Raw genomic sequence first — 19,055 nt, forward strand, 5'->3', positions numbered from 1 at the left:
TAGAAGGTTGTGAGATTTACACTTTAGAAAATTCCCAAAAGCAAATCTTGCAACCTTCTAAACTGTGTGAAACAATGACTGGATTTAGCAGACCCACTCTTTATTTTTTGTTGTTAGTTGTTTATTGTTAGTTGTTAGTTGTTAACCACTATCTACTAACCATGAACTACTAACTATTTACTTTAGCTTAACGCACAGGAAAACTGGCACTAGGACTGATAGAAATAGGGATACCTTGCGGTTTTTCCTTCTTTGTTGTATCAGGAATTTGAATGTTGTCGGTGCTAACTGGTGTGTAAGAAACTGTTTTGATCTCAATAGACTTCGCCATATCCAAGAAGTTATTAATATCACCCCATTTATAGCGCTCAGTTTCTTGTTTATCACGCCAGTAATTGCCGTAGCGAGGTGTTACCAAATTAAATGGTCTGTCTTTAAAACGACGGCGTTGGTAAGGAACAGTGTTATCACCAAAATTGATTTGATACTCTTCAGAATCTACTAAAGCATCAACAAAACCGCTAAAACCTTTGGTGGCAATTTTAATTGACCAAGCTATTTCTTCGTCTTTATTGTAAGGCGCACGACCTAAAATACGTTTGAGAGTAATTTCTACAACGCGGTAATTAGAGTTTGTCTCTACTACTAGACGACGGTAAGCTTCTGATTTTGCCAAACCCCGGATGAAGTCACGCACAGTAATTGCCCGATTTTTCAACTGGGATTCTAAATTTTTTTGGCGGTGAAACTGGAGATTTTCGTGTTCGCTAAATATTTGTCGATACCCAGCCCAAATTAATTCTTTGATTTCGCTTTCAGTGGGAGAATCTTCTAAACGATAAGTTCTGGGAGTATCTTCGTTTGGTACTTCGTAACCAGGAACACGCTGGTTTTGAGAACTAGGTTTGTATTGGAGTAGTGGTATTGACATTGTTAATATTTGTCCTTTGTTATGTTAGTTGTTGGTTGTTGGTTGTTGGTTGTTGGTTGTCAAAAAGTATTGCAAACCACTAACAACTAACCACTAACTATGAACTAATTAAGTTGTTTTGTTACCAGGAATGTAACGATAAGGTAAAGCAACTTGTGTGGGTTTTACGGTTGGAGGTGGGGTAGTAGATTCGCGGCTGGTGTCAGGAATCTGTACACTAGAGGCAATATTTCTCGCGCGATCGCTTGAGCGTTGATATTCTGCCCCACCTGGTGTAACACTAGCAGCCATTGACAGGAAGTTGGCTGGAATGGCTTGACGAACTCCTCGTTGCACAGCTTGTCCTGAGCGAACGACTTGATAGAAGGAACGTCCACCGATATACTGCTCGACCAAGCGACCGCGCCAGTAATCGGTGTAGCGAGGGTTTACTAAGTTAAAGGGTCTGTCTTTGAAGCGGCGGCGTTGGAAGGGTACGATGTCATCACCAAAGTTTTGACGATACTCTTCAGAATCTACAATGGCGTCGATAAAACCATGCAATCCTTTGGTCGCAATCACAATTGACCAAGAAATTTGCTCATCTTTACCGTAGGTAGCCCGTCCCAAAAACCGCTTGAAGCTGATGTCTACTAAACGATAATTAGAATTGGTTTCTGCTACTTCATCACGATAAACATCGGATTTACCCAATCCCCGAATAAAATCTCGGACGTTAATAGCCCGATTTCTTAACTGCGATTCTAGGAAGGGTTGACGATATTTTTCTAATATTAAGTGTTCGCTAAATATTTGCCGATAGGCTGCCCAGATGATGGCATCAAGATCAGCATCGGAGGTAGCGTTTGCTAACCGATACATAGTAGGTGTGTCTTCGCCAGCTACTTCGTAGCCTTCAACACGCTGATTTTGGGTTGTTGGAGTAAATTCAAGTAATGGTATCGGCATTTTTGAGATTGTGACCTTGTTTTAGGGTTTCACAGAGACTGATTAATGGTTAGTGGTTATTGGTTAGTGGTCAAAAAACTACTACTAACTACTAACTACTAACCAATACTTGTTTTTGAGCTAACTGCACGCGGGCTCTAAGTGAGTGTTCGCTATCATTAGCTAAGATTTCTGCAAATTTTGCGAGAATTTGCTGTTGCAATTCGGGTATTTTTGCTAAATTTTGCAAACCAACAACAGCGGCATAACGAATTGACCAGTCAGGGTCTTGAGAAATAAACATTAGGGTTTCTAATGCTTTTACTTGCGCTTGTTGGCGTTCTGGGTTGTCCAGCTTGTGAAAACGCAAGTTTCCCAATCCTTTGGCTGCGGCGCGACGAACGCTAGGAGCAAAATCGGTAGCAGCTGATGCTAATAACACATCCAGGGCGCGGGGATCTGCGATCGCTGCTAAAGCACGAATTGAATAAGCCCGTGCGCCATAGTTGTAGTCGTCAATTTGCTGTAGTAATTGTGGTACTGCTACTTCTCCTAACTGAGTTAATCCACTCACTGCTGCTACTGCTGCGGTTGGATTGTTATAACCAAACACGGCAATTAATGTGGGAATTGCCGCTTCATCTTGCGCTGCTGCTAATTTTTGTACTGTCGCTATCATTCGCGCTGGCGAGTCTGCCTCTGCTACGGCACGAATTAATTGTTGGGTGTTAGTCATTGGTCAAGAGTTAGTAGTTAGTAGTTAGTAGTTAGTAGTGGTTCTTTGACCAACAACCACTAACCACTAACTAATCACTACAAAAGTGAATCCATCAAGTTCATTACCCGAATAGCATCCTCACAAAGAGAGGAAACATCTAACTCCTTTTGAAGTTGATGTTCCAGTAAACCTTTGAGGGCTATCAGTTTGAAGCTATTTTCGACTTTGGCATTCGCGATCGCATCTGCTGCTGGTAAATAACCTATGGCACCCAAATCCCCTAAGGCAACGCGGCGCAATTTTAAGTCGTTGCTGTCCAAAACTTGCACTAAACGCTCTCCATATTTGGCGTCTTGGGTCAGCTGGTACATTGCTCTTGCTGCTGCACACTGCACTCGTGGTAATGGATGCTCAAGGAAAGGTTCTATTAGGGAAATAGCCTCAGTTGCACTAATAGCTCCCAAGGCTTCTAATACTGCTTCATAGGGCTGGATCAAGTGGGGGCGTCCTGGTACTGGCACTGCTGCTGCTACTCCACCATTGAGCAATTGCATCAGTGCTGGGGCAGCAGCTATGCCTTTTAGTTGTGCTAAGGATTGGGCAGCGGCTTCGCGCACATAAAAATCAGAGCATTCCAAGCACTTAATTAAGCTTGGTACGGCTCGCATGTCGCCCAACTTTCCTAATGCTCTTGCAGCATTACGGCGTAGAGGATAGCCTCCCATTTCTGTTCTGTCGGCTTCATCCTCTAATGCCACGACCAGAGCATCTACAACAGCTTGATCCCGGACGCGGTTTTTACCTAGCCACCAAGCAGCATAATAGCGGAGACTTAAATCTGGAGATTGCAGGTTAGCGATCGCTTGCTCTTTTGTTAAGGGCGGAGCGTTTTCGGCAGAATATTCTTCTGCACTTGGTTCAATCATTGCCAAAGCGTTAGTTTGCTTCTGCTGTAGTTAAAGGCTCGATTTTAACGATTTTACCGCCCATACGAGTGATCCTCTGCATTTCTTCATTCATACGGTTGTATGGCACAGTCATGAATACGCTGCCGCTATTGCGGATGTCGTAGTTATTTTTGTCGTTTTCTTCGTTTTGCCGCAAGCCTACGACTTCATAACGAAACATCCGGCTGTTTGCACTAGAAATGCCATTAGCACCAACTGTGGTTTGACCGAACATTTTTGTTAACCTCTCCTGTAAAATTAGCTTTTGGGCAATTGTTAAGGAGTTAGGAGCTAGGAGTTAAGAATTAGGAGTTAAGAATTAGGAGTTTTGAAGTTTATATTTTCTTCAACCCATAACTCGTAACTCATGACTCATAATTCTTAACCCATAGCTCCTCACTACTAACTTTTATACGGGTGTTCGCGCAGCCTTTCCCTTGAGAGAAATGGCGTTGAAACAGAAGTACTTGCTAAATCGATAAATTACCACCCAAATGCTTCGCTCTTGCTATTACGCTGGGGTGACACTAACGATTTTGCCGCCTTGACGTACAATTTGCTGAATTTTGTCCGAAAGACGCTCGTAAGGTACAACCACGGCATAACTGCTACGACGTACGCTCGGGAACCCGGGATTGCGCTGTCCGGTAACTTCGATGCGATAAACGCGATCGCTCTGTCCAACAGCATTTCCCATATTTTTTCTGGGAGTCACATCCGTGCTTGCACGATAACTCCAGCTAGCATTACTACCAGAAGGCCCAACAATTGAGGAAGTGCTATTGGTTGCTAGTTCACGAGCAAGACGAGTTTTAGTGCCTTCTACTTGGGCGCGATCGCTATTAGCATAACCCCGATATAAACGGAACATCCGGGTAAAGCCAGCGGTTTTTTGTCCTGTTTGAATCTCAAAACCGCGATAGTAGGGGACAATGTTGTCGCCGAAGTTATTCAGATATTCAATTGAATCTATGTAGGAGTCGATTTCAGTATCGTACCCTTGGTTTTGGTACAAGTCTAAGTGGAAAATCACCTCAGACTCATCGTAGGGAGCGCGACCCAATAAATGCTTGTAGTTGAGTTCGATAAACCGAGTTTGGAAGCTGTTGTAGAAAAATTTCTTCTTGTAGAGTTCTGACTTGGCAACGCTACGCACAAACTCCCGCACTGTCAGGTTCCCATCCCGCAGGAGTGATTCTGCACTCTTCAAGCGTTCTGATGCCATGATGTAGTCATTACCCAAGATTTGCCGATATACGGCTCTAATTACTGCTTCTACATCATCTCTGCTTGCATTGGGGCGTAACTCAACTTTAGCTGCGCTTGTGCTACTAAAGGCTTCTGTTCCTAGCCTGGATGCTGCTGCTGTAATCGGCATTTTTTCCCCCTATTTATTTACACGCTTAACTTTTGCGTGTCTGAATAAATATTTTTATCAATCCCCAGATAAAACTATGCCCGGAGCTAGATCCAACTGCTTGGTGATTCCATACAGCTGCATCCCTCTCCGGGCATTACGCTATCTAGCTAAGAGCGTTGATTGCGTAATCAATGTAGGTGTTGGCTTCGTTAGCAGCTTGACCACTCAAACCGTGGTTGCCTTTGATGTACTTGAGAGCTTCTACATACCAGCTGGGAGACAATTCAAAAGCGCTGTTGATTTCATCCAAACCAGCAATTAGGTATTCATCCATTGGACCAGTACCACCAGCAACTAGGCAGTAGGTTACCATCCGCAGGTAGTGGCCGATGTCACGAGCGCACTTTGATTTACCACGGGAATCAGCAGCGTACTGAGGACCGCTCATTTGGGTGGTGTAGGGGAACTTCTGATATACAGCTTGAGCTGCACCATCAATCAAGCGCTGAGCGTTAGAGGTCAAAGCACGAGCAGCTTCCATGCTAGCGGTAGCACGCTCTAAACGACCACGAACAGCTTGCAGTTCGGTGTTGCTCAGAAAACGTCCTTGGGTATCAGCAGCTGCGATTGCTTCGGTAATGGGTGTTTTCATGATGTTAAATCTCCTTAACGTTTCGTAATTTTTTGCCTGGATACCAAGCTTTTTGGTTCTGGGCTTTCTTTTTTATGTTTATTACGCAACAGCAGCAGCAGCGCGATCAAAGTAGCTAGCTACTTCAGACATCAACTGACTGCAATCACCCTTAGTGATACCATTGGGGTCGTTAGCAATGTTGACCGCAGCTTCTTTCATTTTCTGAACACCAGTTGCTACAGAAGAACCGGGAGTTCCCAGAGCTTGGTAGGTTTCGCGCAAGCCATTTAAGCAACGATCATCAAGAACGCTAGCGTCACCTGCGAGGATAGCGTAGGTAACATAACGCAAGATGATTTCCATATCGCGGAGGCAAGCAGCCATGCGACGGTTGGTGTAAGCGTTTCCACCAGGAGAAATCAATTGAGGTTGCTCTTCAAACAAAGCACGAGCAGCGTTGGTAACGATGGTGGAAGCATTGCTGGTGATGCGGTTGACTACATCCAGGCGCTTGTTGCCGTCCTTAACTAAGTTGCTCAGACCATCAAGTTGTTCGCTGCTGAGAAATTCGCCTCTGGAGTCAGCTTGAGAAACCACCTTGGCAAATGCGTCTAACATGGAAGATTCTCCTAATTCCTTAGTTGAGTGCTGTGTTGATTAAAACTGGAATTGTTTTATCAATTTGGATTGGTCTATAACAGACGTTAAACAAGAGTGTTTCTCTTTTGATCTTCACTTTTGTGTTCTGCGAACAGAATCAGAAAAATGAGAAACTGGGGTGATTTTATGAGAAACTGGCAAACTTTACAAATTGATTGCCATCTTTAACTTTTGCCTGTTAATTAACCCCTCCAGCTTATGTTTATACAACGCTACAGGGGCATTATTTGTTACAAATTATGAATAAATGATTTCGACCAATAAGAAAAGCCTCAAAACCTTTACATGCAAGGACTTTAACTGAGAATTAGTGCTTTTTTTCTTAACATTACTTTACAAAAGGGTAAGATAAGACGCAACTTTTCTTTGCTTAGATTTTCTTAATTTTTGTTCAATACTCATACAGTACAATCTATTCGAGTTCTACATGACTTTTATAGACATACCCATCTATGTTAAGAATTTTTAACAAAAAAATTCCAAATGTTGCTATTAGTTGCAGAAATTTGTCACAACAGATGGAGATAGGGAACTCGAAGCCCTAGGATTGACTGAGCTTTGAAAGCAGAACAAACAGGAGGAGAGGAAGGGGTGGCTAGAAAAATAAATTCCTCTCATCCTGCTGATTTATATATTTCCAGTTTGTAGTTAATCTGGCAGATTTTTTGTTGCAGCCATTGTAATACGCGATCGCACCACTTTGTCTGCTTCTTGATTTAGTGAAGCCTGTAAGGCAGCATGAGCTGCTGGTGTGGCAATTTCTTGTAGAGCAACCGCAGCAGCGTAACGTAGCCCCCAATCTTCTGGAGTCAGTAAAGCCCAAGTTAGTTTTTCGACAGCATAGCGGATTACTTCTGGTTGCTCAGTAGTCCTCCCTATTTTTCCTAGTCCCCGTGCGGCAATCCGACGGACATTTCCTTGACAGTGGTTAGCTACTTCTGTACCAACAACTTCTGCCAACAAATCAACTGCTCGCTTGTCCCCAATTAGTGCTAAAGCTTGAATAATATAAGCCTGCACGCCCTGATCAGAAGAATTACGGAAAGCAAAAATCAGTGGTTCTACGCTTGCAGGTGCTAGCTTTACTAAAGCTTCAACTGCCGCTTTGCCTACAGAAAGGTGATGATGGCTAAAAGCTTGAATTAAAGCTGAAATCGCCTTAGTTTCCGTAGTTTCCCTAGCAGATAGAGTAGCAATTGCAGATATCGCATCAGTTGGTAGCCGGGCATTACTTAATTGTAAAATTAGTTGCTCGGTATTTACATTCTGTATATTCATGATTGTTAAAGATTGCAGACATAAAAAAGACCGGGTTAGTGGTTAGTGGTAAAAAACTAACTACTAATTACTAACTAATAACTACTAACAATCCCAATCTCAAAGCTGAATTAACAAATCATCAATTGCCTGAAAAATTAACTCAGTTGTTTCCTGATCAGTTCGTTCGTTATCTAACAAGGCTTCCAAAATGCGTTTCAAATTTAATAACTTTAAACTGTTAGGAACCCGAGCAGCTAAAATCGCATTTATTGCTTGACGATGACCAACAGCTCCTAAATCAAATATGGCTGCCCAGCGCAAATACATATTGTCATGATTCAAATTATTAATAATACGTTCAATGTACTGGGGTTCTTGGGTTAAAAGAAACAAATATCGTGCCGCAGCACATTGTACTCGCTCGGAAGTGTGATTGAGAAAGGGTTCTATTTGGGGACGAGCAGACCATACTTGTAAAGTCGCTAGGGCTTCTATCAAGGCTTCTAATGGTTGCTGTTGGTGAGATTGCAACAGTTTCAGCAAAGGCTCAACAGCCTGCTGGTCGCCAATAGCTGCTAAAGCTTGAATAACTGCTTCCCGTAGGTGCAGATCATCACATGCAAGTGCAGCAATTAACGCTGGTACTGCTTGTGGATTCTTTAATTGTCCTAAAGCACGTGCAGCTTGACGACGTAGGGGATAGCCTCCTGATGGAATGCGATAGCGTTCATCAAATAGGGCTTCACACAACGCTGTACAAGCAGATTGTACTTGATGTTTTCCCAACCACCAAGCAGCGTAATAACGAATTTGGTTATCTTCGCCCTTTAGTGCTGCGATCGCTGCTTCTTTTGAAAGAATTGGTTCGGCAGAATATGCAGCAGTCATAAGTAAGTCAAAAGTTAAAAGTGAGAGATGTGGGGAGGTAGGGAGGTAGGGAGAATATATTTATCCCCCCATCTCCCATCTTGTTCTATGAGGCTGGCGTAATCTTGACTATCTTACCCCCACGCTTGTGAATTTCTTGGTAGGTAGCTGACAACCGCTCATAGGGTACGGTGTAAACTTGTCTGCTACGACGCACTGCAACTTTGGTGTTCACTCCACCAGCGATCGCTTCGATGATGAACATGCGATTATCTCCCAATACAGGAGAACTAATCAAAGTTGGTGCAATTGATGTAAAGCCAAGGCCTGGAGATGATGGTGGCGAAATCATGTTGGACATGTTCATCGCAATTTTCGAGCGTAAGCGCGAACTTTTACCACCAAATTGAGCGTTGTCGCTGTTACCTCTGCCACGGTAAAGCTCGAAGATACGGTTGTATCCTACCGTCTTCATACCAGGAATCGACTGAAATCCCCGGTAATAAGGAACAACATAGTTACCAAAGGCATTGTCATATTCGGAACTGTAAATGTACGATTCTATTTCAGCGTCGTAACCACTAGAAGCATACAGATCAGTGTGATATGCAATTTCTGATTGATCGTAGGGTGCGCGTCCCAACAAATGCTTATAGTTCAATTCAATGAACCGCACTTGGGAGTTTTTGTAAAAGAAACATTCTCTATAAAATTCAGATTTTGCGAGAATTTCCACAAATTGTTTAACGCTGATTTTGCCGTTACGTAGCATTGCTTCAGCGCTAGTAAATCTTTGGCTAGCATACACACCTTGGCGACCAAAAATTTGCTCGTAAGCAGCGCGAAATACTAGCTGCAATTCATCTTCAGTCCAATTTTGGCGTAGCTCTATTTTTTTGCCGATCTCATCTCTAATTGCTAGACGTTCTGCGACTGAAGTAGTCATCTTGACAATCGCTCCATATTTGCGAATTTTTTATTGTTTCTTTTCTCAAATACAACGAATGGCTAATTGCTAATTGCACTAGTGCTAGCTGTTAGTTGTTGATTTTTAGTAGTTAGCTGTTAATAAATAGTTGTTGATTTTTTCTGACCAACCACTAACCATTAACTACTAACCACTAACCACTAACTACTAACTACTAACCAGTCTCGATTAGCCATTAGCCATCAAAGAGGGACAAAGGACACTTGCTGTGTAAACTTAGCTCAATGCATTAATTGCATAGTTGATATAGGTGTTGGCTTCACCAGCAACATCACCAGTCAAACCATGATTGTCACGGACAAATTCTAGAGCCGCTACATACCAACTGGGAGACAAGCCAAGAGCGCTGTTGAATTCTTTTAAGCCTGCAACTACGTATTCATCCAAGGGGCCAGTACCACCAACTACGCAGCAATAGCTGATAGTACGTAAGTAATGGTCAATATCACGTACGCACTTAGATTTACCTTCTGGGGTAGAAGCATACTGGGGCCCTTGCATTTGGGTGGTGTAGGGGAATTTTTGATAAACGTGATTGGCTGCTGCTTCCGCCCATCTTTGGCCATTGTTAGCAAATGCTTTAGCTGCTTCTAAGCCAGCACGAGCGCGGTTAAAACGACCAAATACTGCTTGGATTTCAGTGTTGCTTAAGTAAGAACCGCGAACATCAGCAGCGGCGATCGCTTCAGTTAATGGGGTTTTCATGATTTAATTAATCTCCAAAAATTGCTAACTAAAAAACTCAAAAAAGTCTTGCCAAAAATTTATGAAAACAAGTTGTACTTGCAACTTTTATATCCATATCCTTTGCAATTACAAATGACCCAGGCATAATGACAAAGGATACTTACAAAAAGTGCAATCTACAACCAGAAAAATTTTTAAGCAACCGCCGAAGCAGCGCGGTCAAAATAGCTGGCAACTTCAGACATTAACTGACTGCAATCACCTCTGGTAATTCCATTAGGATCGTTAGCAATATTGATGGCAGCTTCTTTCATTTTTTGAATTCCAGAAGCTACAGCATCACCAGGAGTACCAAGAGCTTGATAAGTTTCACGTAAACCATTCAAGCAGCGATCATCCATAACGCTGGAATCACCTGCTAGTACAGAGTAGGTAACATAGCGCAGAATAAATCCTAAATCGCGGATACATGCAGCCTGATTACGATGGTGGAAGCAAGCACCACCAGGATTGAAGACTTGGGGACGTTCTGCTACCAAAGCACGATAAGCATTAGCAACAATAGAGGAAGCATTGCTGGTGAGTCTATTAACAACATCTAAGCGCTTGTTGCTATCAGCAACCATTCCTTGCAGAGCGTTGATTTCATCACCGCTTAAATAAGCACCTTTCTTATCAGCCTGTTCAACTACTCTGGAAAAAGCATCAAGCATTTTTTTCTCCTAGTATTCACAGCAGCAAATTCAAGCCATTAATTCAGCTTTTTTTGGTATAAGCAATCACATGAGTAAGACAAATAGGCAATTATAAATTTAGCAAATATTGCACACAAAAAATCAAATCAATATAATTGATACGTGCAAATATTTAGCCCGAAAAAACCTTTATTGTCTTGATATTGTGAAATTGCTTTTTGACCTAGTTCGTATTTTATATTTGGCTTGCAGCCTTTTTTTATAAACTTTATTTAACAAGTGTAAAACTCTGGATGAATGAGTGAAACCTATGAATCGTCAGGCTTATTTACTTATTACTTAAATCTTTGTTTTACATTATGAAACCTTTGTTAATCTAACTTCATACTTTCTGTCCTATAAGATTAACAGTAGTAAAAGTTACATTGAATGTTATTTTGCTCTGAAAAAAATAAAGTTTTCCTATCCTTCTTGAAGAAGATGCAATTAAAAAAACTGTATTGTAATTAACGGTTTTATGGATTTTTGACTTCAGCCAAAATACTTAAAATCCAAATCTGAAATTTTTTCAAAAAATTGTGGCTAAAAGTAAACATCTCGCAAATTTACTGAAGCTTTGATAAATGATAAATGTGTAAATTTCTGTAAAGATGGGTAAAGAAGATTCGTAAAGATTTCTCATTTGTTATTTTTATCGGAAGTGGCAACTCGTCTTCTCAATACTTCTAGGAGAGTCTTGAACGTTTGAGGAATAGGTGCAGTGACTTCGATCCATTGTTCAGAAACCGGATGTTGTAACCTGAGTCGCCAAGCGTGGAGTGCTTGACCCGGTAAATTGACACCTACTGAACGGCCAGAACTATAAACAGGATCGCCAACAATAGGATGACCTATGTGGCTGCTATGGACACGAATTTGATGGGTACGTCCGGTTTCCAATTGAAAGTGTATTAATGTATAGTTGCCCAGACGTTCAAGTATTCGCCAATGCGTAGTTGCAGATCTACCACCTTTTTCTAGTGAGACAACAGCCATTTTTTTTCGATCTACTGGATGACGACCGATGGGTAAGTCAACTGTACCGTTTTCAGTTTTTGGTACACCGTAGACAACACCTAGATATTCTCGTTGTGCGGTTTTAGCCTTGAGTTGTGCTTGGAGATGTTGGTGAGCAAATTCAGTTTTAGCAATTGCGATCGCCCCTGTTGTATCTTTATCTAATCGATGTACAATTCCCGGACGCTGCACACCACCGATGCCGGGTAAGTTGGGACAATGAGCTAAAATGGCGTTAACCAATGTGCCATCAGGATGGCCGGGTGCAGGATGGACAACTAACCCCGCAGGTTTATTGAGAATTAATAGTTGATTATCTTCGTAGAGGATGTCTATGGGGATATCTTCTGCTGTGAGTTCGAGAGGTTCTGCTGGGGGAATTTCTAAGGAAATGCGATCGCCTAGTTTCACGGTAGTCTTTTTAGATGTGCAAACTTTACCGTTGAGTTGAACCTGACCCTGTTCAATTAACTGCTGGATGCGGGAACGAGATAGGTCTGTTAATTGTTCAGTAAGGTAGCGGTCTAGACGTTCTCCCTGTTCTTCTACTTGTAAACTAATTTCGGTCACAGTTGTATTTAGTCTCAGATCCAGTTTTTGTAGTTTAGCTTTTCTGGAGAATAGCAGAAAGTTTTGTGAGGTGGTTAATCGGTAACTTTATCATTCTTCTTGTCTCCCTTACGCTTTACACTTTGCTCGATTTTCATAGTGGGGGGTGACAGCAATGCTGGTTTTGCACCCATTGCCATACTCTAATTTCAAGTTTATTCTTGTTGGACAAGAGAAAATATATGCAGTTATTTTGGATGTGAATAATGTCGAATGACTGAGTTTCACATCTTACATATTTCTTGGCTCTCTTTTGTATAAGAAACTGCTTCTCAAAAGGCAAAATATTTCATGTCCATATTTGAGCTGATTTAGCTCTTGATTTGCTGCGTCGTTATTTTGACTGCGCTGCACTATTACTATATGGACAGTCAAAAAACTTGCTATTAAAAATACACTATTTTTATGATGCTATCCGGATAAACTTTAATTTTCAAATTTACGTAATAGTTCTGAGTTTTATCTTTGTTGATTTCAAACAAACCTTCTATTTGTATCAAAGCTAGCTAAATCAACTATCCAAGTTTTCTCTGTAGATTTGATGACTTGATTAGGAAGCTTGAGTTTGTGATTTGTTCTTTATTTACTACAGATGCTTGTGAACACACTAACTTCAGCCTTAGCTTTGTAAGGACTAACAAGTGGTGCAAAAAATTAAAATTGACATAGTCAAGATAATGCCATTTTGGCTAAATAAAATCCTATCACTAGGTTTATAATGCATACATAATTACAATTACTCTAGTATTTCTCTATTTATCAACATGAATTATCAAGAGTATTTATTTAGTTGTAATTGCTGCTCAGAACGAATTTTCTAAATATAGAAATGTATCAGTAAAAACAAAATGATAAAGGATTAGTTGCTAAAAAGCTACTAAAATTATGAATTAAATAAATAGAGACTCTAACATTAAGTTGTACATTTTTGTACACTTAAGTATCAATACTTGCAACAAGAAACTTTATAGATAAATTTGTTGTAAATTATGACAATAAATTCTATTTCACAATATCTTTACTTCTTAATAGGATATTTCATGCTTCTTTTATTTATTTTCGTGAAATTAGAGTAATCTAAAAGTAAGGAGATAATTTTGTTTTTAAGTATGGAGTAAATTGTTCGAGTTACACCAAAATCATCGATTTAATAGTTGTAATTCACTACGGTAGCTACTCATCGAGATCATCAGGGCAAACTTCTAATTCTTTAAGACAATACTTGAGAGGGTGTTTTCATAACAAATGCAGAAATAAATTGCCTTCTTGGGAGCCAACCACTGCTGCATCTTTTACTCCACCATTAAAATTCATGCAAAATCTGGGGAAAAGGTAAGTCAGTGTACCCTTAAAGGTTTCCTTATTCAGTACAACTGGTGTTTCAAGGACAGGGTGAAAGGCATAAATTTTTACCTTATCCCTGTCATCTATAGCCTTTACCCATTTCTGATTAATGCGATCGCAAAATTAATGACAATGAAATCTCAGTATTGACAAAATGCCCCACATCCTACTCAAAAATGATCAATTTTGGGTTAGTCAATTACTAAGTCACATTACTTATCAAATTTATGGATTAAATCTTTAACAGCCTGCTTGTAGGCTACCTGCTATTCCATTTTGCTCTAAAAACCAACAACAGAGTTTGTACAAAGCACTAAATCTCCTTAAGATGGCTCTGTTAGTGAGTTTTGCTATTGCTTTTTGAGACGAATTATCTACTTTCCGCATTTTTTATCTTTTTATATGGGTATATGCACCCACGCCATAAGCTAATGTTAAGTAAGTGCAATATACAGGCGCTGTTTCATGGCAACAAGTAGAGCCATTTGCATTTGTCAATTTTGAGTTTATTTGAGAGCCGTAGCCATGAAGATACTCCCTATTAATAGATACAGGTTTTATCAATCGTTACAACCGTTATTTCTACTGAAGAAAATAACTAGTAAATCTACTACTGGTTGTTTACAAGTTTTTACCGCTTCTGGTTCTTGGTCAATCTATGTGGAGGAGGGTAAATTAGTTTATGCGTGCTGTACAGAAAAAATGTTTGAGTTGCTTTACAAGCACTTGCAGCGTTTAAGCCAAAAAATACCTACTCTCCACAATGGCATCAAAGAGCAATTGCGGGCAATTTTTGAAACTGGGATTGAGAATCAAGCAATACCCAATCCAGACTATCTAGCTATTTGCTGGTTAGTTAATCAGAAATATATCACTCCAGCTCAAGCTGGAATATTGGTGGAACAATTGGCATTAGAAGTTTTAGAGTCGTTTTTATTGTTAAAAGAGGGAAGTTACGAATTTACTCCTGAAAGCTTTTTGGATGAGATGCCAAAGTTCTGCCATTTAGATGTGCGTTTGCTAGTCGAACGTTGCCAAAAGCGATCGCCTGGCTATGCATCCAGCCCCAGTAGTAAATCAGAAAATTCCACTGCTGATGTAGCGCCACCGCAGCCAGCTTCCTTGGAAAGACGACATCTCAATCATCAGTCAGCTTCGGAAATTGCAGCTACCTCCCCACAACAAACTCCCCAGAGGACATCTAAGGGGAAAAGCACACCAAATTCTGGACAGCAACAGCATCTCCATGTTGTTCCCCCAAGCCAGCAACCCTTGCCTAAACCAAGATTGAATAATGTCTTACCTCATCCTGTTAATACTAATAACAGTAATCGTCCACAAATTTCTCAACCAAACGTTGATAAAAAACTCTACACGGTTTTTTGTATTGATGACAGTCCTGCTGTCGTAAATGCCATCAGTAAATTTTTGGATGATCAAATGTTTTCTGTTGTGGGCATCAACGATCCACTCAAGGCTTTAATGCAAATTATTCGCCTCAAACCAGATTTGATTTTATTAGATATTGAAATGCCAAACTTAGATGGTTATGAATTGTGTTCATTGGTACGGAAACATTCTCATTTTAAAGATACACCCATAATCATGATTACAGGTAGAACAGGTTTTATCGATAAAGCTAGAGCCAAACTTGTGAGGGCATCAGGCTATTTGAGTAAACCTTTTACACAGGCAGATTTACTTAAAGAAGTATTTCAACACATTAAGTAGCTGTAAAAATTTTAAGTTTTAATTGTAGATGCACAGACTCTTGTGTCATCTTCTATTTTCTGCAACATAAATATAGTGATTATAAGGAGATAGGAGGCATAAGAAAATAAATTATGCCTGTGTCGTTGCTTTTTGCCATACTCTACTGATACAGCTTTGCGTGAAATGGTAATGTTTTTAAACGCGGAGGAACGCAGAGTCAGCGCGGAGGGACGCTGAGTTTTTCTACATAGAATTCGCTACGACTAGTAACTCTCACAATTGATTTTTAAGCCCTCAAGTTTATCTGTAGAAGTCATCCAAAATCTAAAATCCAAAATCCAAAATCGCTTCACCCTCTGAGTATAGAGATAACTTAATGGTTAACAGAATTAATTCAGAACCGAAAAATAATAATTATCATCGGCGCACATTTAGAGTTACTTCCGAAACCGAAACTGTACTTCAGCGCAGAACTTATTCTCTCTATTCTCCGATCAATAGTGTTATAGCATGGGCAAAACAAATTAGTTTCCGCACCAAAGCGATCGCTTTTGCTATTGCTATTTCCACATTACCAACATTGGGAGTGGGAGCTATGACATATTACTTAGTAAATCAGTCTCTCACTAAAGAGATTAGTAATATTAAACAAGCCAGCGCTCGCAATTTAGCAGACAATGTTGAGCGTTTTATGCTGAAACGATATAAAGAAGTTCAGCTATTCGCCAACCAAAAATTTCTCACTGAGTCCACACTGCGAGATAGTTTAAATGCTCAAGATCAAACAGCACGGCTCAATAATTGGCAGGATATTTATCAAGTCTATGAAAGTATTGCTGTTGTGGATCTTAATGGTAAAGTTGTTTTACAAACTCCAGGCGAAGCAATTCCTAACCAAAAAAATCAGAAATATTTTCAAGCAGTTCTGAAAACAAATCAACCATATATTAGTCAGCCATTGGTAAGTGTAAATTTAGAACAGTCGAAAATTTACTTGGCTGCACCAGTTAAAGATAGTGTAACGAATAAAACTATTTATATTATCCAAGCAGTTATACCTATACAATCCTTAGCACAAACACTTAATAAGCTCTCCGGAATCAAGGATGAGTACCAGTTAATAGATTCTGGGGGCAAGATTTTTTTGGCAACAGATCAGAATCACCTGGGTAGAGATGCTCAAAAAATTATTCCTAAATGGCAAGAATTACAAACATCAAAACAAGTAGTAACACGTATACTGCGAGATCGAAAAGGTAAAGCTGAAGATTTAACTACCTTTGTTCCTTGGGAAAAAACAGCAGGTTTACCGGATTTAAATTGGCAATTAGTTTTGAGTACAGACAAAGCGATCGCCTTGGGTACACAAAGACAATTATTATTGACATTGGCAATTGGAACGATTGTGACAGCGTTATTGGTGGGTGCGATCGCTGCTATTTTAGCCAATCGTCTTACTCTACCCATTCAAACTGCCACGATGGTAGTGAAAAAACTGGCTAGAGGTAATTTTGACACACGTATTACTGTTAAAGGGGAAGATGAATTTGCTACTTTGGGAGCCAGTATAAACCGTATGGCTGACCAACTGCAAGACTTACTCAATAAACAAAAAATTGAGGCTGAACGCCTCAAGATGTTTACAAACATTTTAACGGCGATTCGGCAATCACTTAATTGTGAGGATTTATTTAACACTACAGTTGCCGAAGCTAGACAAGCACTAGGAGCCCATCGAGTAGTTGTCTATCACTTTAATGCTCACGGTAGGGGACAAGTCATCGCCGAGTCTGTCGCGCCTGAATTACCCGTAACTTTGGGCGACACAATTGAAGACACTTCCATTGCTAGGCAATTAGTAGAAACCTACACAACCAATGGCATTCTCATCGCCAATAACGTCTTTGAGACAGACTTGGTTCCCGAACATCTGAGATTGATGGAAAGACTGCAAGTCAAAGCAATATTAGCGACACCGATTCTCAAAGATAATCAGATTTTTGGCTTTTTAATTGCTCATTATTGCTGGGCGCCCCATGTTTGGCAACCTTTTGAAATTAATTTCTTGCGACAGTTAGCAGTTCAAGTCGGATTGGCTTTAGAACGAGTCCATTTGCTGGAAGTCAGCCAGGTACTCAAGGACTTTGCGATTCACTTATCTGGAACTCTTAATTCTCAGGAAATCTACAACTTGGCAGTTCAAGATATCCGTAAAGCCTTAAAGGTGGAGCGTGTTGTCATCTGTAAATTTGATGAGAAATCACAAGGTAGTATTTTAGCTGAGTCGGTAGTTGAGGGTTTACCTGGTGTAGAAACAAGATTTCATGAAGCTGTTGTGCAAGATTACGTAGAAAAGTATCGCCAAGGTGGTGTACTGGCTGCTAACAATATTTATCAAGCAGGTTTTTCAGAAGTCTACGTCAAACAGCTAGAATCTTTTGCTGTAAAAGCTCACCTCCAAGCACCAATTTTGTTGGGGAGTAATCTACTAGGCTTGTTAATTGCTCATCAATGTACCAGAACTCGTGTCTGGCAACAAGCAGAGATTGAGTTATTCGAGCAATTTGCTAGATTGGTGGGACTAGCTTTAGAAAGAGCTAATCTGCTAGAACAAAGTGAAAAAGCTTCCGAACAGCAACGTCAACAAGCAGAACAACTACAGCAACAGCTAAACAGACTCTTAGATGATGTAGTAGGAGTTAAAAGAGGCGATTTAACAGTACACATCGAAGTTAACAAAGGCGAAATCGGAGCGATCGCAGACTTTTGCAACTTCATTATCGAAAGCTTGCGGGAGGTTGTCGTACAAGTGAAAGCAGCCGCTACCCAATTAAATATAGCGATCGCTGAAAATTCTGGAATCATCAGCCAACTAGCTATTGACACATTCAAACAAACACAGGAAATAGATCGTTCCCTTGATGTTGTTGATCAAATTCGGCTTTCCATCAAAGGCGTAGCCAAAAATGCCAGATTAGCTACAGCAGTTGTTCGTACAGCCTCCCCTACCGCTGAAATTGGTGACACAGCGATGGATCTCACCGTCGAAAATATCTTTAGCCTGCGGGAGTCGATGGGAGAAACAGCAATAAAAATCAAGCGTCTAGGGGATTACTCGCAACATATTACTCGTCTGGCTTCCTTAATTAAACAAATCTCCTTACAAACTAACTTATTAGCGATCAACGCTGGTATCGAAACAGCACGTATGGGTGGAGATAGTGACAGTTTAATCTCTTTCTCTGAAGAAGTAGCCGCACTGGCTACCGAAAGTGCCACAGTCACAGGTGAAATCGAAGGAATCGCCACCAATATTAACTTGGAAGTTAGCGAAGTAGTCAAGACAATAGAATTAGGAAACGCCCAGCTAATAGAAGTCACTCGTCTGATTGAAGATAGCAAACACATCTTAAATCAAATGCTGAATGTTTGTTGCCAAATTGACGAATTAGTACAATCAATTTCTCTCGCTTCAGTATCTCAAGTGCAAACTTCTAAAGAAGTCATTAATTTAATGAGAGAGATTGCGAAAGTATCTGAAATGACTGGTGGTTCCTATCGTAAAGTATCCGCATCTCTCCAAAGAACATTAGAGATTTACCAGCATTTACAAGCAAGTGTTGGTAGTTTCAAAGTTTAAGTAAATAGCTAAGAGGATA

16 protein-coding genes are annotated in these 19,055 nt (G+C 40.4%); 2 read left to right on the plus strand and 14 right to left on the minus strand.

The window, feature by feature from the left end; translation table 11 throughout:
* Window positions 1-187: 187 nt before the first annotated feature.
* The 14 genes from RS893_RS26935 to RS893_RS27000 all read right to left on the minus strand — a co-directional run bounded on the left by RS893_RS26935 (window position 188) and on the right by RS893_RS27000 (window position 12,300).
* Window positions 188-931, minus strand: coding sequence for a phycobilisome rod-core linker polypeptide (locus tag RS893_RS26935; protein ID WP_315788660.1), 744 nt, complete (start codon window positions 929-931; stop codon window positions 188-190).
* A 108-nt stretch (window positions 932-1,039) separates the two neighbouring features.
* Window positions 1,040-1,879: a phycobilisome rod-core linker polypeptide gene (locus tag RS893_RS26940; RefSeq protein WP_315788661.1), complete on the minus strand. Its 840-nt coding sequence runs from the start codon at window positions 1,877-1,879 to the stop codon at window positions 1,040-1,042.
* A 91-nt stretch (window positions 1,880-1,970) separates the two neighbouring features.
* A complete protein-coding gene (locus tag RS893_RS26945) occupies window positions 1,971-2,594 on the minus strand; it encodes a HEAT repeat domain-containing protein (RefSeq protein WP_315788662.1) in 624 nt (207 codons plus the stop codon).
* 77 nt (window positions 2,595-2,671) lie between these two features.
* Window positions 2,672-3,502, minus strand: coding sequence for a HEAT repeat domain-containing protein (locus RS893_RS26950; protein ID WP_315788663.1), 831 nt, complete (start codon window positions 3,500-3,502; stop codon window positions 2,672-2,674).
* 10 nt (window positions 3,503-3,512) lie between these two features.
* Window positions 3,513-3,758 (minus strand): phycobilisome linker polypeptide, encoded by a 246-nt coding sequence (locus tag RS893_RS26955; protein WP_315788664.1) that lies wholly within the window; start codon window positions 3,756-3,758, stop codon window positions 3,513-3,515.
* 276 nt (window positions 3,759-4,034) lie between these two features.
* Window positions 4,035-4,901, minus strand: a complete 867-nt coding sequence (locus RS893_RS26960; protein ID WP_315788665.1) for a phycobilisome linker polypeptide — start codon at window positions 4,899-4,901, stop codon at window positions 4,035-4,037.
* Window positions 4,902-5,046: 145 nt separating this feature from the next.
* Window positions 5,047-5,538 (minus strand): phycocyanin subunit alpha, encoded by a 492-nt coding sequence (cpcA, locus tag RS893_RS26965; RefSeq protein ID WP_315792112.1) that lies wholly within the window; start codon window positions 5,536-5,538, stop codon window positions 5,047-5,049.
* A 78-nt stretch (window positions 5,539-5,616) separates the two neighbouring features.
* Entirely contained in the window at window positions 5,617-6,135 is a 519-nt protein-coding gene (locus tag RS893_RS26970) for a phycocyanin subunit beta (RefSeq protein WP_315788666.1), read from the minus strand.
* Window positions 6,136-6,825: 690 nt separating this feature from the next.
* Entirely contained in the window at window positions 6,826-7,455 is a 630-nt protein-coding gene (locus RS893_RS26975) for a HEAT repeat domain-containing protein (protein WP_315788667.1), read from the minus strand.
* Between the two features lie 99 nt (window positions 7,456-7,554).
* Window positions 7,555-8,325, minus strand: coding sequence for a HEAT repeat domain-containing protein (locus RS893_RS26980; RefSeq protein ID WP_315788668.1), 771 nt, complete (start codon window positions 8,323-8,325; stop codon window positions 7,555-7,557).
* 85 nt (window positions 8,326-8,410) lie between these two features.
* Window positions 8,411-9,250 carry a phycobilisome linker polypeptide gene (locus RS893_RS26985; RefSeq protein ID WP_016866777.1) on the minus strand — a complete coding sequence of 280 codons (840 nt, stop codon included), beginning with the start codon at window positions 9,248-9,250 and terminating at the stop codon, window positions 8,411-8,413.
* Window positions 9,251-9,508: 258 nt separating this feature from the next.
* Window positions 9,509-10,000, minus strand: a complete 492-nt coding sequence (locus RS893_RS26990) for a phycocyanin subunit alpha (protein ID WP_315792113.1) — start codon at window positions 9,998-10,000, stop codon at window positions 9,509-9,511.
* A gap of 173 nt (window positions 10,001-10,173) precedes the next feature.
* The gene (locus RS893_RS26995; protein ID WP_315788669.1) at window positions 10,174-10,692 is read right to left on the minus strand and encodes a phycocyanin/phycoerythrocyanin subunit beta; all 519 of its coding nucleotides are present in this window, start codon (window positions 10,690-10,692) and stop codon (window positions 10,174-10,176) included.
* A 660-nt stretch (window positions 10,693-11,352) separates the two neighbouring features.
* A complete protein-coding gene (locus tag RS893_RS27000; protein ID WP_315788670.1) occupies window positions 11,353-12,300 on the minus strand; it encodes an RluA family pseudouridine synthase in 948 nt (315 codons plus the stop codon).
* Between the two features lie 1,908 nt (window positions 12,301-14,208).
* Between RS893_RS27000 and RS893_RS27005 the strand changes: the two genes are divergently transcribed.
* Together RS893_RS27005 and RS893_RS27010 are read left to right on the plus strand one after the other, a co-directional pair.
* Window positions 14,209-15,414 carry a response regulator gene (locus RS893_RS27005; protein WP_315788671.1) on the plus strand — a complete coding sequence of 402 codons (1,206 nt, stop codon included), beginning with the start codon at window positions 14,209-14,211 and terminating at the stop codon, window positions 15,412-15,414.
* Window positions 15,415-15,772: 358 nt separating this feature from the next.
* Window positions 15,773-19,036 (plus strand): GAF domain-containing protein, encoded by a 3,264-nt coding sequence (locus RS893_RS27010; RefSeq protein ID WP_315788672.1) that lies wholly within the window; start codon window positions 15,773-15,775, stop codon window positions 19,034-19,036.
* Window positions 19,037-19,055 lie beyond the last annotated feature (19 nt).

The sequence above is a fragment of the Fischerella sp. JS2 genome, assembly GCF_032393985.1.
Classification (GTDB): domain Bacteria; phylum Cyanobacteriota; class Cyanobacteriia; order Cyanobacteriales; family Nostocaceae; genus Fischerella.

Excerpts from the sequence above, each read along its gene's own strand:
- RS893_RS27010 (WP_315788672.1), top strand. The coding sequence starts at position 15,773 with ATGGTTAACAGAATTAATTCAGAACCGAAAAATAATAATTATCATCGG.
- RS893_RS26985 (WP_016866777.1), bottom strand. The coding sequence starts at position 9,250 with ATGACTACTTCAGTCGCAGAACGTCTAGCAATTAGAGATGAGATCGGC.
- RS893_RS26940 (WP_315788661.1), bottom strand. The coding sequence starts at position 1,879 with ATGCCGATACCATTACTTGAATTTACTCCAACAACCCAAAATCAGCGT.
- RS893_RS26945 (WP_315788662.1), bottom strand. The coding sequence starts at position 2,594 with ATGACTAACACCCAACAATTAATTCGTGCCGTAGCAGAGGCAGACTCG.
- RS893_RS26975 (WP_315788667.1), bottom strand. The coding sequence starts at position 7,455 with ATGAATATACAGAATGTAAATACCGAGCAACTAATTTTACAATTAAGT.
- RS893_RS26995 (WP_315788669.1), bottom strand. The coding sequence starts at position 10,692 with ATGCTTGATGCTTTTTCCAGAGTAGTTGAACAGGCTGATAAGAAAGGT.
- RS893_RS26960 (WP_315788665.1), bottom strand. The coding sequence starts at position 4,901 with ATGCCGATTACAGCAGCAGCATCCAGGCTAGGAACAGAAGCCTTTAGT.
- RS893_RS26950 (WP_315788663.1), bottom strand. The coding sequence starts at position 3,502 with ATGATTGAACCAAGTGCAGAAGAATATTCTGCCGAAAACGCTCCGCCC.
- RS893_RS26970 (WP_315788666.1), bottom strand. The coding sequence starts at position 6,135 with ATGTTAGACGCATTTGCCAAGGTGGTTTCTCAAGCTGACTCCAGAGGC.
- RS893_RS26980 (WP_315788668.1), bottom strand. The coding sequence starts at position 8,325 with ATGACTGCTGCATATTCTGCCGAACCAATTCTTTCAAAAGAAGCAGCG.
- RS893_RS26935 (WP_315788660.1), bottom strand. The coding sequence starts at position 931 with ATGTCAATACCACTACTCCAATACAAACCTAGTTCTCAAAACCAGCGT.
- RS893_RS26955 (WP_315788664.1), bottom strand. The coding sequence starts at position 3,758 with ATGTTCGGTCAAACCACAGTTGGTGCTAATGGCATTTCTAGTGCAAAC.
- RS893_RS27005 (WP_315788671.1), top strand. The coding sequence starts at position 14,209 with ATGAAGATACTCCCTATTAATAGATACAGGTTTTATCAATCGTTACAA.